The 18,124-nt window shown below is 34.8% G+C and carries 15 protein-coding genes; 6 read left to right on the top strand and 9 right to left on the bottom strand.

Annotated elements, in window-relative coordinates:
* Nucleotides 1–5: 5 nt before the first annotated feature.
* From DZ60_RS0113560 to dinB, 4 genes are all read right to left on the bottom strand, one after another.
* A complete protein-coding gene (locus DZ60_RS0113560) occupies nucleotides 6–752 on the bottom strand; it encodes a succinate dehydrogenase/fumarate reductase iron-sulfur subunit (protein WP_025742606.1) in 747 nt (248 codons plus the stop codon).
* 6 nt (nucleotides 753–758) lie between these two features.
* Nucleotides 759–2,774: a fumarate reductase/succinate dehydrogenase flavoprotein subunit gene (locus DZ60_RS0113555; RefSeq protein WP_025742605.1), complete on the bottom strand. Its 2,016-nt coding sequence runs from the start codon at nucleotides 2,772–2,774 to the stop codon at nucleotides 759–761.
* Between the two features lie 13 nt (nucleotides 2,775–2,787).
* Nucleotides 2,788–3,447 (bottom strand): succinate dehydrogenase cytochrome b subunit, encoded by a 660-nt coding sequence (locus DZ60_RS0113550; RefSeq protein ID WP_025742604.1) that lies wholly within the window; start codon nucleotides 3,445–3,447, stop codon nucleotides 2,788–2,790.
* A gap of 386 nt (nucleotides 3,448–3,833) precedes the next feature.
* A complete protein-coding gene (dinB, locus tag DZ60_RS0113545; protein ID WP_025742603.1) occupies nucleotides 3,834–4,937 on the bottom strand; it encodes a DNA polymerase IV in 1,104 nt (367 codons plus the stop codon).
* Between the two features lie 94 nt (nucleotides 4,938–5,031).
* Here dinB and DZ60_RS0113540 point away from each other — a divergent pair, with 94 nt between their 5' ends.
* From DZ60_RS0113540 to DZ60_RS0113525, 4 genes are all read left to right on the top strand, one after another.
* Nucleotides 5,032–5,499 (top strand): CYTH domain-containing protein, encoded by a 468-nt coding sequence (locus DZ60_RS0113540; RefSeq protein ID WP_025742602.1) that lies wholly within the window; start codon nucleotides 5,032–5,034, stop codon nucleotides 5,497–5,499.
* A 127-nt stretch (nucleotides 5,500–5,626) separates the two neighbouring features.
* On the top strand, nucleotides 5,627–6,532 hold the full coding sequence (locus DZ60_RS0113535) for a transporter (protein WP_025742601.1): 906 nt from the start codon (nucleotides 5,627–5,629) through the stop codon (nucleotides 6,530–6,532).
* A 90-nt stretch (nucleotides 6,533–6,622) separates the two neighbouring features.
* Nucleotides 6,623–7,156: a YciI family protein gene (locus DZ60_RS0113530; RefSeq protein ID WP_025742600.1), complete on the top strand. Its 534-nt coding sequence runs from the start codon at nucleotides 6,623–6,625 to the stop codon at nucleotides 7,154–7,156.
* 45 nt (nucleotides 7,157–7,201) lie between these two features.
* Nucleotides 7,202–9,469, top strand: coding sequence for a heparinase II/III family protein (locus DZ60_RS0113525; RefSeq protein ID WP_025742599.1), 2,268 nt, complete (start codon nucleotides 7,202–7,204; stop codon nucleotides 9,467–9,469).
* 12 nt (nucleotides 9,470–9,481) lie between these two features.
* Here the strand turns inward: DZ60_RS0113525 and pbpC are convergent, their stop codons facing one another.
* A complete protein-coding gene (pbpC, locus tag DZ60_RS0113520) occupies nucleotides 9,482–11,734 on the bottom strand; it encodes a penicillin-binding protein 1C (protein WP_241448745.1) in 2,253 nt (750 codons plus the stop codon).
* Nucleotides 11,735–11,924: 190 nt separating this feature from the next.
* Between pbpC and DZ60_RS0113515 the strand changes: the two genes are divergently transcribed.
* Entirely contained in the window at nucleotides 11,925–12,338 is a 414-nt protein-coding gene (locus tag DZ60_RS0113515; RefSeq protein WP_025742597.1) for a gamma-glutamylcyclotransferase family protein, read from the top strand.
* Between the two features lie 174 nt (nucleotides 12,339–12,512).
* Here the strand turns inward: DZ60_RS0113515 and DZ60_RS0113510 are convergent, their stop codons facing one another.
* The 3 genes from DZ60_RS0113510 to DZ60_RS0113500 form a co-directional block, all read right to left on the bottom strand.
* Nucleotides 12,513–13,919, bottom strand: coding sequence for a cytochrome-c peroxidase (locus DZ60_RS0113510; RefSeq protein ID WP_162831962.1), 1,407 nt, complete (start codon nucleotides 13,917–13,919; stop codon nucleotides 12,513–12,515).
* Between the two features lie 106 nt (nucleotides 13,920–14,025).
* The gene (locus DZ60_RS0113505; RefSeq protein ID WP_051477656.1) at nucleotides 14,026–14,940 is read right to left on the bottom strand and encodes a hypothetical protein; all 915 of its coding nucleotides are present in this window, start codon (nucleotides 14,938–14,940) and stop codon (nucleotides 14,026–14,028) included.
* 440 nt (nucleotides 14,941–15,380) lie between these two features.
* Nucleotides 15,381–16,127, bottom strand: a complete 747-nt coding sequence (locus tag DZ60_RS0113500; RefSeq protein WP_025742594.1) for a DUF547 domain-containing protein — start codon at nucleotides 16,125–16,127, stop codon at nucleotides 15,381–15,383.
* Between the two features lie 743 nt (nucleotides 16,128–16,870).
* Between DZ60_RS0113500 and DZ60_RS0113490 the strand changes: the two genes are divergently transcribed.
* A complete protein-coding gene (locus DZ60_RS0113490; RefSeq protein WP_025742593.1) occupies nucleotides 16,871–17,677 on the top strand; it encodes a hypothetical protein in 807 nt (268 codons plus the stop codon).
* A gap of 152 nt (nucleotides 17,678–17,829) precedes the next feature.
* Here the strand turns inward: DZ60_RS0113490 and DZ60_RS25175 are convergent.
* Nucleotides 17,830–18,124, bottom strand: a 295-nt coding sequence (locus DZ60_RS25175) for a hypothetical protein (RefSeq protein ID WP_034229693.1), incomplete at its 5' end; no start/stop codon positions are given.

The raw sequence follows: 18,124 nt of genomic DNA, 5'->3' as shown, positions 1-18,124 counted from the left end.
CTGTTTTATCCTTTCATACTTGCTTTTACATATTCACGATTCATACGTGCAATATTTTCAAGAGAAATTCCTTTAGGACATTCTATTTCACAAGCACCTGTGTTAGTACAGTTACCAAATCCTTCTTCATCCATTTGATTTACCATGGCTAATACACGATCAGTAGCCTCAACTTGACCTTGAGGTAATAATGCAAACTGAGATACTTTTGCTGATGTAAATAACATAGCAGAGGCATTTTTACATGCAGCTACACAAGCACCACAACCGATACAAGTTGCTGCAGAAAAAGCATCATCTGCATCTTGCTTATTTACAGGGATTGCATTTGCATCAATAGTATTACCAGAAGTATTTACAGAAATATATCCTCCTGCATGTTGAATTCTATCAAATGCACTTCGGTCTACCATCAAATCCTTTACAACTGGAAATGCTTTTGCTCTAAATGGTTCTATATATATAGTATCACCATCATTAAATTTACGCATATGTAGTTGACAAGTGGTCACCAAACGATCAGGACCATGTGGCTCACCATTAATCTGTAACGAACATGCACCACAAATTCCTTCTCTACAGTCATGATCAAATACTACAGGCTCTTCACCTTTTGTAATGAGCTGTTCATTTAACACGTCTAACATTTCTAAAAAAGACATGTCTCCCTCAATTCCTTGCACTTGATAGTCTACTATCGCTCCTTTTGAATTAGCATCTTTTTGACGCCATATTTTTAGTGTAAGATTCATAGCTTTTTATTTATAAGAACGTGTTTTTAATTCAATATTTTCGAAGACTAATTCTTCTTTATGTAACTCAGCATCTTTTGGCTCTCCTTTATACTCCCATGCAGAAACATATTTGAAGTTTTTATCATCTCTTAGTGCTTCTCCTTTTTGTTCACCATCCTGCTCTACAGACTCTTCTCTAAAATGTCCTCCACAAGATTCTCTACGATCTAGTGCATCTTTTGCAAACAATTCTCCTAACTCAAGGAAATCTGCTACTCTTCCTGCTTTCTCTAATTCAGGATTCATACTATTTGCTGTTCCTGGTACTTTTACATTTTTCCAGAAATCTTCGCGTAACGCTGCAATTTCATCGATCGCTTCTTTTAATCCTTTTTCATTACGAGACATTCCACATTTGTTCCACATAATCTTACCTAATTTCTTATGGTAATAATCTACAGAATGTTCTCCAGAACCTCCCATTAGTTTTGATATGCGTTCTGTAACATGCTTCTCTGCCTCATCAAACTCAGCAGTATCAGTTGGTATTTTTCCTGTTCGAATATCTTGAGATAAATAATCCCCAATCGTATAGGGTAGTACAAAATATCCATCTGCTAATCCTTGCATTAATGCCGAAGCTCCTAATCTGTTTGCTCCATGATCCGAGAAATTTGCTTCTCCTGCAGCATAACATCCTGGTATCGTCGTCTGTAAATTATAATCTACCCAAAGACCTCCCATTGTGTAATGTACAGCTGGGTAAATCATCATAGGTGTCTTATAAGGGTCCTCATCAACGATTTTTTCGTACATCTGAAATAGGTTCCCGTATTTGTCTTCGATTACCTTTTCTCCTAGCTTAGTAATTTCTTCTGCTGATGGGTTTTCTACACCTGATGTTAGCGCCTTTTCTTTTCCGTAACGCTGTATCGCCGAAGCAAAATCTAGATATACTGCTTCTCCTGTTTTATTTACTCCAAAACCTTCATCACAACGTTCTTTTGCAGCTCTCGATGCAACATCACGAGGTACCAGGTTACCAAAAGCAGGATAACGACGTTCTAAGTAATAATCTCTTTCGTCTTCTGATAATTGAGTTGGCTTTAATTTCCCTTCTCGTATTGCCTGAGCATCTTCAATTCTTTTTGGCACCCAAATACGTCCGTCGTTACGCAATGATTCAGACATTAACGTTAGTTTAGACTGATGATCACCAGAAACAGGGATACATGTTGGGTGAATTTGCGTATAACAAGGGTTTGCAAAGAAAGCTCCTCGTCGGTGTGCTCTCCAAGCTGCCATCACATTACTTCCCATCGCATTGGTACTCAAAAAGAATACATTACCATATCCTCCTGTTGCCAAAACTACAGCATGAGCAGAATGTCTTTCTATTTCGCCTGTAACAAGGTTACGAGCAATAATTCCTCTAGCCTTACCATCAACCTTCACTAAATCTAACATTTCGTGACGGTTAAAAGGTTGTATTTTACCTCTATTGATTTGGCGATTCATTGCAGAATACGCTCCAAGTAATAATTGTTGTCCTGTTTGTCCTTTGGCATAAAATGTTCTAGATACTAATACACCACCAAAAGAACGATTATCTAATAATCCACCATATTCACGCGCAAAAGGAACTCCTTGTGCGACACATTGATCGATAATATTTCCTGAAACTTCTGCCAATCGATGCACATTTGCTTCTCTCGATCGGTAATCTCCTCCTTTTATTGTATCATAGAATAAACGGTAATTAGAATCACCATCTCCTTGATAATTTTTTGCCGCATTAATCCCTCCTTGTGCTGCAATAGAATGTGCACGTCGAGGAGAATCTTGATAGCAGAATGTTTTTACGTTATATCCAAGTTCAGCCAATGTTGCAGCTGCACTTCCTCCTGCCAATCCAGTACCTACAACGATCACATCAATATTTCGTTTGTTTGCCGGATTAACTAGGTTAATTGTATTTTTATGTTTTGTCCACTTATCTGCCAGTGGACCTTCAGGTATTTTAGAATCTAAAATTGACATAGTAGTGGTGTTTTTAATGAGTTAAATGAAGTACTATAGCAACAATAATGAATCCTAAAGGAATTACTATTGAAAATGCTTTTGCAAATTTAGTCGCACTTACTGAGTATTTGTTGTTAAAACCAACAGACTGAAAAGAAGATGCAAAACCATGCCATAAGTGTAATGCCAAAAACACAAACGAAACTACGTATAATCCCGTACGTACTGGACTCTCAAATCTATGTAATAGTTCTGGATAGTACCTTGTTGGATCTTCTGGTGCAAAGGCTACATATTTATGTACCATTTCCGGAATCCAAAAATCATAAAAATGCAATCCTAAAAATGCAAGTATTACTAATCCAGAATAAATCATATTTCTGGACATCCAAGAAGAATTTGCTCCTCCACTATACTTTGCGTATTTAACTGCTCTTGCCTTTTTATTTTTAAGCTCTAACACAAAACCCATTATAAAATGAAAAAGTACTCCAAAAATTAAAACTGGCTGTAGTGCAAACTGAACAAGAGGATTTGTTCCCATAAAATGAGACAACTCATTGAAAACGTCTGCGCTAAAAACTGAAGTAAGATTAATGGTAAAGTGCTGTAATAAGAAAAAGACTAAAAAAAGTCCCGAAAGTGCCATAGCAACCTTTCTAGCTATTGAAGATTGTATCAATCCACCCATTATTTAAAAAAATTAAAAATTTGAGGTACAAAAGTAAGGCTCACTTGCCTTTTTAACAACATTTTACTTTGTTATTGCAGTATTTATAATGATTTTAAAATAAGCTATTAACTTTGTTTAATCATTGAAGCGAAACCGATTGAATTAATTATATTTTTTTAAACAAAAAGCCCCTTTTTTTTATTGATATTTTAGTTTTAGACTACTTAGAGTATTAATTCTAAACTTTATCAAACGATTGTTAGTACGTACTTATACGTACTAAAAATACGTATAAACTCGTAAAAACGGTATTTTGTTGCCAAAATTATAGGTAAATGAGAATAAACACCTTCAAAATTTTAGAAATTCTTACCCAAAAAACGTCAATAAATAAAAATAGTAGGTCAGAAATCGAAGCGTAACTGTATAATTTCGATTTCTTTTTTAAGCGCTTTCTTCTCCTTACTTTTAGTATTTAGGTTTGATAACGAAATCCCCAAAAGTCGAACCGAGTTCTTCATTTTCTCCTGATAGAGCAATTCTCTTGATGTCTCTAATAAAATGGATGCATCATTTACAAAATATGGCAACGTCTTACTACGTGTCTGAAGCGTAAAATCACTATACTTTATTTTTAGTGTAACAGTCCTGCCTGCAACTTTACTTGTTTTTAATCTCTTTTGCAATTCATTAGCGATACTTTCTAGGCGCTCAAGCATATATACTTCTGAGGCTATATTTTCACTAAATGTTCTTTCTGCAGCAAGAGACTTTCGTTCTCTATTTGGTTTTACTTCACTTAGATGTATTCCTCTTACAATTTGATAGTAATGTTTACCTGATTTCCCAAAATGCTGAATAAGAAATTCTTCTGTTTTTGATTTTAGATCTTTACCTGTATATATTCCCATTTGGTACATTTTGGCCCGAGTCACTTTTCCCACACCATAAAACTTTTTTACATCAAGATCTTCAAGAAAACCTAAAACTTCTTCTGGATTTACCGTTTTTTGCCCATTTGGTTTATTATAATCACTTGCTACTTTGGCTACAAATTTATTAATCGATATCCCTGCTGATGCTGTCAAACCTACCTCATCAAAAATACGTTGTCTTATTTGACTTGCTATTAATGTGGCACTTGGATTTCCTTTTTTATTATCTGTAACATCGAGATACGCTTCATCTAGCGACAAAGGTTCTACCAAATCAGTATAATCAAGAAATATTTTTCTTATTTGAGATGAAATCTCTTTATATCTATCAAAACGCGGTTTTGCAAAAATAAGCTCAGGACATAATTTTCTAGCTGTAAAACCGGGCATTGCAGAACGCACACCAAAAACACGCGCTTCATAGCTTGCTGCACTTACTACACCGCGCTTTCCTCCTCCACCCACAGCAACAGGTTTCCCCCTTAATTCTGGAGCATCCATTTGTTCTACAGAGGCATAAAAAGCATCCATATCAACATGTATTATTTTTCTATGAGCACCTATCGCTTCCACAGCACAAAAATAATAGATATTTGGTGATTCAAATTATAATATATTTACACTCTTCTTATGAATACTTTAATCTATAAAAAGTAATAAAACTATTGTGATCGAAATAGAACGTAAATTTTTGGTATTATCCGACACTTTTAAGAAAGAGGCAAGAACAAGTTATAGAATTACACAAGGATTCCTTAACACTGATCCCTCAAGAACAGTACGCATACGAATTAAAGGAGCACAGGCTTTTATTACTATAAAAGGAATTAGCAATACATCTGGCACCTCTCGTTTTGAATGGGAAAAGGAAATTGATTCCTCAGATGCAGAACAATTACTGCTATTATGCGAAAAAGGAATGATCGAAAAAACAAGATATGAAGTTCCTTCTGGTAATCATATTATAGAAATTGATGTATTTTCTGGAGAAAATAAGGGCTTAATCATTGCTGAGATAGAATTAAACAATGAAGATGAACAATTCATAAAACCAAATTGGCTTGGGGAAGAAATCACAGGAGAAACAAAATACTACAACTCTCAACTTAGCAAAAAGCCCTATGCTTTATGGTAAAAAAGTAATGTTTTTAAGGCATTTATCCCGATTAATAAAAAAAGAAGTTCTTAACTAATATAATCGTAAGGTAGGCATTCAAACCTCGTCTAATCGCACTTAATTAATTTAACTAAAAAAAATTGTTATGTTGCACAAATCAAAAAAATCATTCCTTACGATTGCCATATTGGCATTTCCTTTTCTAACTGTCTTAGGACAAATGCCAGTCAATGGTTTTTATCCTAAAAAAAGTGACTTTACTATAGCTACGAGTTATACGTACAAGAACTTCGAGAAATTCTACATGGGATCCACATTATCTGATGGAAACCCTGCAGGTCTGGGAGATATATCATCATCTATTATATCTTTATACACACAATATGCCATCTCTGATTGGTTGTCAACTACGGTAACATTGCCTTATATCAGTGTAAAGAGTTCGGACGGAGTACTTGATCCTGTACAGCAAGTAGACCAAGTAGATGGTATTCAGGATTTAGGAGTTTTTTTTAAAGCCCGTGTCTTTGAGACAAAATTCGAAAACTCATCAAAAATCTCATTGGGTGGAGCAACAGGAATTACATTTCCTGTAGGAGATTATGAAGGTGCAGGAGTACTTTCATTAGGAAACCAAGCCACTACGTTTAACGGAGCCGCGATCTTTCAATACACCACAAACTTCAAGATATTTACTGAGTTACAATTAGGATATAGCGTACGAAATAGTAGTGATTTTGATATCCCTAATGCAATTGCTTATAGTGCCAAAATAGGGTATCTTCATAAGTACTTCTACGCACATACCAAACTTGATATTCAGGACTCAACTTCGGGATTAGACATAGGAACTCCAGAATTTGCAGAAGCTGGTGCAGCGGCAATTTTACCTGAAACTGAGGTTGATTTTACAAACTTATCTTTTAATTTCTATGTTCCGGTTTACAAAAAGAGTCTAGGTCTTTCTGCCAGCTATGGAGTAACATTAGATGGACGAAATTTTAGCAAGGAATCAGGTTTTGGTTTTGGAGTAGTATATAGTGTCAAGTAATATTATGAAATAAATAAGAAAAGGAATTACAAAAATCACCTTCAAATCAAGTACATTTGAAGGTGATTTTATTTTAAAAAAAACTTTATCATGCTCACTACAAGCACCTTACACAAGTTCGCAGTCGGTTTTTTACTCTTTTTCGTTTTGCTTTCTTCATGCAAAGAACAAAAACCTGAGAATCCTGAGATTGTAAAAGAAGAAAAATCTACATCAATAGTAGCCCCAACAAAACCATCTATTGCATCTATAAAAAATAAGCTGATACAAGACGGATTTAAGATTTTTGACTATGTCGATGAGGAAAGTGGAGACACAGTTATTATGCAACAATATTTTATTGCCTTTTTAAAACGTGGTCCTAACCGTTCAGAAAATAAAATAGAAGTTGACAGCTTACAAAAATTGCATCTCGAACATCTGGGTAAAATGTATAAAGAAGGGCATGCTGATATCTCAGGGCCTTTTGGTGATGACGGAGACATTAGAGGGATTACAATTTATAACACTCCTACTCAAAAAATAGCTGATAGTCTTGCCAATAGTGATCCTATGGTAAAATCTGGGCGATTAATTATCGAAATGCATCCCTGGTGGGCTGCAAAAGGGTTTCCACTCAGATAAATTTAATCCAATACAAACCTATTATATTTTAAAAAAAATACTCTAATGATCAATCATTCAAAGCTTGCTATACTGCTATCTCTATGCACTTGTACTTTGTTTTCTCAAACCATCAAAACAGATCGAGTTATTACACCTGACTCGTTAGTGTATTTTCTGAAAGATAATATCAAGAAGGAACTAGGATCAACCAATACTATTTCTCAAAAAGAGCTTGCTTCTTATCTTAGAGATCAATTCGCAGATCGCTATTTTTATAACTGGAAAACGTTTGATCAACGATTTGAAAACTATACAAAGACCTATCCTAGCAGACAAAAAACTCATGAGAGCAGAGCAAAAGATCATATGGGTAAGTTCGAAGGGAGCACTACTTGGAAACTTCCTTTTAATTATCTTAACGGAAAACCTGTTAATGCCTATGCTTTGAGACATTTGGCAAGGCAACATAAGATGATAGATGTTGCTTTTGAGTACCATTATAAGAACAGTGATACTACTTTCCTGAATTATTTCACAGACCAAATGCAATCTCTTAATACAAGTTTGACTCAACAAGCCTATGAAAAAATTGAGGATGGCAATGGTGTTTATGAGGCATTTAGATCTGGCTATAGAGTATTAAACTGGTTCAGAATTCATGCGATGTTTTTATCCCAAAAAGAATATTCTGATACAGAACAACTCACAACTATAGCCACACTACTACAACATGGTGCTCACTTGCATAAAACAAATGCAAAGTTTAAGTCAGGAAATCACCAAACCCGGGGACTATCAGCACTAGCGATGATTTCTATTCTTTTAAGAGACTTTGTTGATACAGATCAATGGTATACACATGCAATGCAATTGCTAAAAGAACACCTAGAAAAAGAAATTAATGATGATGGATTTCAGTTCGAACGCACGGTACACTATCATATGAGTGATATTAACAATTATTACTTTGTCTACCAATTAGCCAAAATTAGTAACATCTCCGTAGACGAATTTTGGACGAATAAACTAAAATCTCTATTCACAACTTTGACCAAAATTGCATATCCTGATACTACTGCACCTGTATTATCTGATGACACGGATTTCCCTTGGGCAGAAAAAAATAATATATCAGGTGCATTGACTTTAGGCTATTTGCTTTTTGAAGATGAGGTGACGGGATATTTTGCGAACAACTATGTAGATGCTACAACATATTGGTTTCTTAATCAGAGACAATTAGATCTATTGCAAAATATCAAAAAAAAGAGACCTACTTTTACCTCCCTCGCTTTTCCCACAACGGGATACTATGTTATGCGAGAAGGTTGGAAATCTAGAGATAAAATGATGATGATTTCTGCTGGCTTAGATGATAAAAAGCCTGACCATCAACATGGAGACATGTTGGGTATACAAGCAATGGCAAACAAGAATGTTGTTTTACCAAATTATCAAGTCCGATATTCACTAAAAGATCTAGAATTATTCAAAAATTCTATGGTTAAGAATGTTGCGCTAGTAGACAATGAATTACAAGGAAAAAAATACAAAGGTAATAAGGGAGGTAGTGGTTTCGGAAAGTTTAAAATATTCCCTAAACCCGAAACAATTACCTGGAAATCAAACAAAGACCTGGACCTTTTTATAGGAAGCCATGATGGCTTTAGTAACATAGGTGTATCTTATACTCGACAAGTAATTAATCTCGAAAATGATTTTTGGATTGTAAAAGACAATTTTTCTGGAGAGCAACTTCATACTTATAAACAAGTTTGGCAAGGTCATTATACTCATGAAAATGGTCCTAATCTACTGCGCTCTTCTTTTTCAGACGGTAGTGGTTTTGACATATACCAACTTCGCAAAATCGACGAGGTCTCTTCCTCAGGAGCACGCGGAAAAGAATGGTCTGTTGTTTCTAAAAATGCCTCCAAAAACTTTAGTTTTATCACAGTACTTTATCCTTTTCCTGGTTATTCTATTCGCATCAATGAAGATAAAGAAAACCCAAAAATTAAAGGCTGGTCAACGAATGCTTCTCCTTGGGATAGTAAAGGAGACCATGCAGTTTCTTTATCCAATAATTCGTCATCTGTATTTTTTGATGTTGAAGAGATTTCACTAGAAAACGTACACATCAAATTTTCTAATGCTATCGATGTGTATGTAAAAAACTCATCAGGCGAACTTACATTACAATCGATTCACACGAGCAAAGTAGAAGCTACAATAATTGGCTTAAGAAAAGGCACTTTAAAACTAAATGGAGAATCTACTAATGAAACAATTATGCTAAAACCAGGGGATATATTTACAGGAAAATTGTAATTAGCTCAGGAATTATTCTTTTATTTCAATATTCCTTCTGAGTTCATTTCCTTTTTCATCAATAACAGTAATTATATGTTTTCCTGGTTCGGGTAGCACAGGCATTTCATGAAACTGTTTGGTCATTCCGACATATACATCATCTACATACCAAAACACCTTTGTATCGGGATGAATATGGGCAATCTTAAGGATCACCTCATTAACCTTACCATCAAATCCCGTAGGAAGATAGACGCTACTGTTTGCCTTCGGAAATATAAAATCCATCTGTTTCTGTGTTTCGACAACACAATCAGAACGATATGGTGGTAAGGTTCTATAACTTGCATTATTCGTCTTATAAAAATATGCCTGCAGTGGCGGAAGAACAAACCATGATTCATGAATAATATCTGTAACTGCCTCGCACGAAGAATTGACTCTAAATTGTTTTTCTGAATCCAAATGAACGGGTATATGATAAAAACAAGCTGTGTTTCTTGCCCCAGCCATTGGTACATACATTGGTTTAACTGGGCAGTTTTTTGCTGCTAGAAAACCACTTTGGGCACATACATTCACCTCGATTAAATCATCATATGGTGCAGGAAACCACTTTGAATCTGGTAACAGATTAAAAACATCAAAAAGCACTGGTGCGGCAGCATTTAGACCTGTAAGTTCTGGACGTCCTTCTCCGTCGGCATTACCGATCCAAACCCCAACAACATGTTTCTGGCTTACCCCAATTGCCCAAGCATCACGATTTCCGAAACTTGTTCCTGTTTTCCATGCAATTTCTTTTGAAGAATCGTAGAATTCCCAAGCTTCATCTCCTTGAGGACGATTTACTTTTTTCATTGCCTCGAATGTAAGCCAGATACTTCCGGCTCCATAAAGTGGCTTCTGTTGTTTCTTTATTCCAAAATCAACCTTTTGGTCCGCAACCATAATAGGTGTTACAAATTCTTCAGAAAAATACTCGCTTGATGTTTCTTCATAATGACGCAATATACTAGCAAAACCCGCATAAGTCTTGCATAAATCCCAAAGATTTGCCTCTGCCCCTCCTACGATTAATGATAGCCCATAATGATCTGCACCGTATCTAATGTCATCAATTCTTAATGCATTCATTTCATCCCTAAACCGCTGTAATCCGTATTGCTGCAACAGCCGAACTGCGGGAATATTAAGGGATCGAGCCAGCGCCCTATTTGCCGGAACAGCACCGCTATATCCTTCATCAAAATTCTTAGGACTATACCCAGCAATAACTGTGGGGATATCAGAAACCAATTGTTCTGGTAATAACTCACCTTTGTCCATCATTGCTGCATATAATATGGGTTTTAATGTACTACCCGTACTGCGTGCTGCCCGAATAATATCAACATCTTTCTGATGTGCCCTATCTGTAGGAGTATTACCAACATAGCTTCTTACTTCTCGCGTGGCCACATCCATAACCATAACCGCCATATTGTGTACCTCGTTTTGCTTCAAGCTCTCATAATGTTGCTTCACAATACCATTGACTTGTTTCTGTAAGTGTGGATCAATAGTAGTTTGTATTCTTTGACCCGGATATTCTTCTGCAAGACGTTCTAATAAATGTGGGCTCGTTTGCGGCAAGAAGTACGGTTTGTGAGGTAACGGTTCCGTAATTGCCAATTGATATGTCAAAGAATCTATTGTTTGTTGTTCTAAAAGTGTTTGAAGCAATCGATTTCTTTTTTTCAATAAAATGGTTTGGTTTTTCCCTGGATAGATTAAGGAAGGAGCGTTGGGTAATACTGCAAGTGTTGCACTTTCGGCCCATGATAATTGATATGCCGGAAGACCAAAGTAACGCCAGGCGGCCATATCAATCCCAACAACATTACCGCCAAAAGGAGCATAAGAAGCATACAATTTTAATATTTCTTCTTTTGATGCTCCAAACTCAAGTCGCGTAGCTAATAACAACTCTTTTATCTTCTCAAAATAGGTCCTTTTTTGTCCCTTTCGAGCTAACCGAATCACTTGTTGCGTAATCGTACTACCACCCCGAATCACTTTACCGGCTTTTATATTTTGAATCATTGCCTTAGCCATTGCTAAAGGATTGAAACCAAAATGACGATAGAATTGCTGGTCCTCAAAAGCAATAATAGTATGAATAAACTTCTGCGGTACCGAATCTGTTTCAGGAAAACGCCATTGTCCGTCGGCAGCAATTTTGGCACCCAATAATTCTCCTTTTTTAGTCTCGATTACCGTGGCTGTTGGGTCACTGAACAAGGGGTTAGGTAATAAAAAATAATACCATACTAGTAAAATCCCGAAAAAAATACATCGTTTTGGGTGTGACTTAAGATATGTTTTTATGCGACGTCTCAATAGTTAGTAAAGGATTCTTATTTTTAGAATTGTATTTTGAATACATGTACAACTTACAAAATTTAAAAGACACAAAAATCATATATCTCAAATGAATACTTTATCCGAAAATCATCTTTTTGTCTATGGTACGCTAATGTCAAATTTTAACAATGTACACAGCCAGCTATTACGTGCGCGATGCGATTATATCGGCAAAGGTAGTTTTCATGGATACCTATTTGATTTAGGATACTATCCGGGAGTTATTTTTGACCCCAAAAGTAAGTATGCCGTTCATGGAGAAATTTATCATCTTGGTTCGAATCAAGAAATGGTTCTTGAGAAATTAGATACTTACGAGGGCATTACGGACTCAGAGGTGAATAACGAATATAAGAGAATCGTAATCCCTGTTTTATCAAGCAAAACCATACTACCTTGTTGGGTATATGTCCTTACCCAAAAACCAATAAATTCAGTAACTATTACTTCTGGTAGTTACGGTCAATACATCGAAAAATAAAATGGTATTATTAAGTAAGTCATTATATCCTTTTTTTAACTACGGTTAACCTTATATAATATTCCCTTTTTTGAAAACACTTTAGCAGAAACAGAGGATGAAAAAGCCTCGATAAACTATTGCTTATCGAGGCTTTGATTGTGAAGTGGTTTTAAGAAGTGGTTTAACTGTAAATTAATCACATGATAGATCTATTTTGGTCATTGGGTCGTTATTTGGAAAGCAATTTCCGGAATTTACTACATCAGGAATATATCTTGTTAGATTAGGGTCTCGTAACGAAGTCTCGATAAACAAGGTTACATTATCTATTTCATTTTTTGTTAGCTTTAGGTCTTCTACAAATTGTGGAGCCAAATTCTCCGATGGAACCTCGGCACTTTGAACTGTGCCGTCATTCTTATATTCAATTACTTCTTTTACGGATGTAAATGTCCCTCCATGACCATAAAAACCGTTATCCACAAGATTATATAATGTAGGTGTTTTAAATTTATAATTATCCTCGGCATTTTGGGTAAATCCTCCTCTTCCTTTTTTGACTGCATCAAATCCTGCAGCATCTAATACAAATGAGTCACTAGAATTATCAAAGTCTCCCATCCCAAAAGCATAAAAGTTTTTATCATTTAAAGCTGGTCCCGTATGGCATTCATAACATCGCCCTTTTCCAAAAAACACCATGGCTCCTCTTTTTTCCTCTTTAGTAAGTATATCATACTCTCCTTTTAACCAACGTTGCCAAGGTGATTGGCTGGGTAACACTGTTCTTTCATAAGCAGCAATAGCCAATGCTGCATTTCTTTTAGTATATCTTTCTGTTTCTGGATCATTAGGAAAAGCGCTATCAAACATATCTTTATAATCAAAAGTTGTTATAAAGCTTTCATCAATAAGCAATCTATGTACATCTTGTCCTTTTATTGCTTGAATCTCTACTCCTTCAAATCCTAAGAAATTCTCAGGAATATTCTCCCAGTTTGCCTCTGTTCCTACATTTGTTCCTGTTCCTCCGAACTGCCCATTCCAAAGCATGACATCCTGATAAGCGACATTTAATATGGTTGGTGAACGTATAGGTTGTATATCTGTATCAGCTACTGCAATACTGGTATCAAAAGATCTTCCTTCTCCGCTAATACCAAACCCTACTCCTCCTTCTCCGATACCTTGTCTGAGGCCAGAACTAAATCCAGCTGCCGCATGATGACAAGAAGCACAAGAATATGTAAATAAGTTGGAGCCCGTAGTAGGATTTCCTCCTGTTGATGTCTCATGAAAAAGGAGTTTTCCTAATGCCACTTTTTCTGGAGTAATCTGATTCAAGGGATCTTGTGGTATATTAGAATAATCATCACTCTCAGGTAACGTAAAGTAAGGAGCACCAATGCCATCAGAGACAGACTCGAGGTCATCCATAAGATTCTTATCTAAACCGATAAGATCAGGTTGTGCTTTTAAAAAATTCTCCTTACTTGCATTGATATCATCATCTAATGCAATATATTCATCTTGTTCACAAGAAAACAGGGCTAAAATCAGAATAAGAAAATACTCTTTTTTTATGTAAGTACATGTCATTTTAGTATTGGTTTATTAAATTACAAATTGTTGGCTAATACTCTTTACACTTTTGAATTTTGTTTCCCTTTTTAATAAAAAAACCTTATTCAAGGGTTTTTAGGGCTTATTTGATTTTATATACAAGTCCTACAGAAACCCCAGAAGCTTTATCATAATTCCTACCCTCTATATTTGATGCATACCCAGAGGAAATCCCAAAACTATTAGACTCATTTTTATATACAGGAACATACACATCGAAGTAAAAATTCGTGTAATCTACTTCGGTATTCGGCAAAGCAGCGGGACCCCCTGCATCCACAAATTCTTGAGAACCGATATCAAATCCATCTAATGAATTCTGAACACCCAATTTGGCATGCGCATAAAACCATTTATTATAATACCCAAGCTTCGCACTATACATCGCAGCATTCGGGATATCAAAATCAGCGTTATTTCTCAAACTATATGCTGCTTGTACTTCTACAAACAAATTAAAGGCTGTAGTATACTGCATAAACCCACAATTATCAAAGGCTGTGGCTCCATTCCCAAGTGAAAGTATTCCTCCTGCTTCATATCCCCCAACAGGTACGGTAAGTCCAGTCGCTCCTCCTATAGATAATTTTGAATTATTGTCGAACTTCTTTTTCATGATCTTAGCTTTCAGAAATACACTTAAATCCTGAACCCCATCTACCTGATTTGTTCCTGATACGGGATCTAAAACTCCATTTTCATTTTGAACAGAAATATAGGGTAAGGTAACCACTGTCGACAACCAATCAACTACACCATATGCCCCATAAATACTAGCTACCGAAGAAGAAATCTCGCCCATATCCATAGGATTACTTTCTGACAAAGTAGTACCCATATAAAAGGTGTCATAACTCTTATAAGAATAAGACGTTGCTATCGTAAATTCTTTAGGTTTCGGAAAAAAGCCATTAATAATGGTTTGTGCAGATATAGAAGAAATGGAAACTAAGCATAGTATCCAAATCATTTTTTGTGGATTGATTAGGTTTATCATATTCACTAGGTTTTTGGTTTTAAAAGTTTTGATTTGCATCAAGTAGACCCGATCTATGCATTGAGTTTATTTTGGTTATAAAAACTCCTTGTTTTAATGACAACTGGACAATTTTATGAGGCTTTACGGATCTGGTTGAAATTAAAACACATTTGGTAGTAAGGCTTAAGAGTTTCTGAAATCGTATGATTCCCTCAATGCACAAAATACGGATCAGATTTGGTTATATTTAAGTATTGGTTATTGATTTCTCTATCATTTTCTACATTCCTATTTTCTGAAAGTATGACATAATTTTTCGCATCTTTTTTTGGATTTAGCTTATGTCGTCCTCATCTGCATATTAGCAAATCAAACCGATGCTATATTCTTCTTTACTAAAAAAATGGAAGGAAAATATACACTATCTTTTTATCGATGTAGTGTGCAATGTATTTACACTAATTATTACTGGTGATATGGGTTTCTTTATCCTTTTGATTAAGACTCCAATCATATGTAATGTATCCCTTTTTGGGGATTTTGGTTATTTTAACTCTAGAATATTGATTAATAAAGTCAACGACGCTGATATTATTACTTACAAAATCATCCTCATACCATTTGAATAATTCAGAAACTTTTACAATACTAGAATTGATTTGGTTTCTCTGTGGATCATTAATAAATTCTCGAGTACGCTCATGTAAGGCTTCATTAATATTTGCACTTGTGTAGGCTTTGTTCCATAATCTCGGAGAAGAAATGGATCCGCAATTAAGTAAGAAATGAATTCTTGGATCTCCAAATTTTCGTAGAATACTATGTTCTATATCATCAAGACTATATCGTACACCTTGGGATTTGAAAACTTTTTTCTTCCAGGGATTTTCTACTTGATTGATGGATGTTATCGGAAATTCATCGATAATCATTTTCATTGCAGTAGCATTATAGACATTAAGCCAATAAGCCAATTTTTCTTCTTTACTCCAAAAATCCTGAGGAGCAATATTTTGAAGATATCTAAAATATTGATAGAAGACTACGACATCTGTTGTAACTCCTTCATAATCGACCATACCATTATCACTAACGTTAAGAATTAAAATTTGATCCCAAGCAGAATGATCTACAATTTCTTGAGAATGCATGGCATTACATAAAAGAAAGGTTACAATGATTAAGGGGGTTTTAAGAAATTTCATTATATATATTATTTCGGGGGGTTAATATCTAACAAACAACATTGCATGGCTAAATTACAAAAAAAAGCGCCGTAAAGCATAATAGTAAAATTGTAGGAAAAACATTATGCGTAAAATTCTTACATTTTTTTGAGACTAATTCTCAATTTAATTACTGCAAAACCATCGTATATACTTTTTTATTTTCTTCGATACATGACGGTTAAGGAGTACTTTCTAAAAAATCATGGGTATTTTTTTTTTGGAGAAGAGTCGGTACGACAGCATACCTTTAAAAATAATCTAACTGGTAGATTTAATTTGGGTTATGCGATTTTTTCCATCTATTTTTCTTCACAAAAATAACTATTGATACAAACACAAAAAACGTCTATAGTACTCGGATTCTTACTTTCAAAATGTAGTACTGAAGTTTGAGAACTCCGTGAAATAACAAAATCCTATTAATTTTAACATTAATTTAACCATTATTACTAATAATGCGTTAAATAAAAAAGCAGATTCTATTATTTTAAAGTAAACTGCTTGTGGTATTTAAGTAATTCAAAATAATCTAAAACACAATTTTTTCAAATTTTGTGTAGATAAATGAAGTAGTCAATCTTATTTTTTCTCATTAAAACAGTATTAGAAATGCCCCAATTGAGTTTCAATAATCAAAAAATGAGTCATTACGGAAAGCCATAATAAAATTATTTACTAATGTAGTAGCTTTCTTCATTCAAAAGAAACATTTCTATTCTATGAAGAAGTTATTGGTTGCTAGTATCCTACTTTTTAATTTATCTATATATTCTAAAACTCCCGAAATAGGAGATATTGTAAAATTCACAAAACCCATTAAGGTTAAAAAAGTTCATCAATTTACCGAAGCAAATGGGACGAATGATGAGTCTTATCTAAAAGCAAATGTATTATTTACAGTAGTTAGTATAGATGCTACGGTTGCCAAAGAGGTAGAATTGCAGGCAATTCCTTTTTCTCCTGTTCGTGCCAAAAAAAGGGAGCGTATGCTAGAAAAAAAAGGATTTATTTATAATAGTGAACTCTATAATAATAAAATATATAAGATTGATTATTCTGATTTTAATGACTATGCTGTTATAGGAGAATTAAACGGGACTAATGAAAATGACAGATTATCTATTGGTATATTAACATTACCTTTTAAAGCACGACCACAAAGTCCGAATGACTTACGATTTGACACAGAGTTTAACCTTAATACTACTTTAAATTTTCGGGTTTGGAACTTTGGTAATGCTCGATTTAATTTGCAAGGTGGCGCTGGCTTGGGTAGCATTGGCCTTGATCCCAGTAATGCAGATGGCATAGAAGAAACAGGGTCTCTAGATGCAGGAATATTGTCCTTTTTGGGTGGTGCCATGATTCAATATAAAAATGTTCAATTTGGGGCCTATTTTGGTGTCGATTATATCAATAATAACATTACCTATAAATGGAATCATAATGGTGATGTCTGGTTTGGTGTGGGTATTGGTTATAGTATTTTTAATATCAGTATCCCAAATAAAAGTAATACTCAGTAATTTTTAAGGATTAGACACTCATTAAGAGAATCAAAAGCTACAGATTTGCTAATAAACAACAGCTGTGCCACCTACCTTTTTATAAAATCCTTTATCTTAAACAAAAACAAAGAAAACTACCTTACAGAAAAGCAGTTTTCTAGTATTCATATTTACTCTTCTACACTAAACTTAGGAAAAGGTTTTAACTCAAATCCAGTAAGACCTTCTTCTAATAAAGCATTTTTTAGGTTTTCACTGATTATAGTATGATGCCCTAAACAGTTAGTTTGGTATAGATCATAATTAGGGAATCCCTTCTTCATTACAATTTTGCCAAGCCTCAAACTACCTAATTTTCGTTTCCTCTTTTCACTTAATATTTGCTCTCTTGATAGAATAGGTATTTTTTTTTCTATCGTAATCTCTGTTGTTTTTGAAGAAATTACTTCTCCGTAAGACTTTTCT

Source organism: Aquimarina pacifica (assembly GCF_000520955.1).
In the GTDB taxonomy this organism is placed as follows: domain Bacteria; phylum Bacteroidota; class Bacteroidia; order Flavobacteriales; family Flavobacteriaceae; genus Aquimarina; species Aquimarina pacifica.
This window is presented reverse-complemented; position numbering and strand designations above follow the sequence as displayed.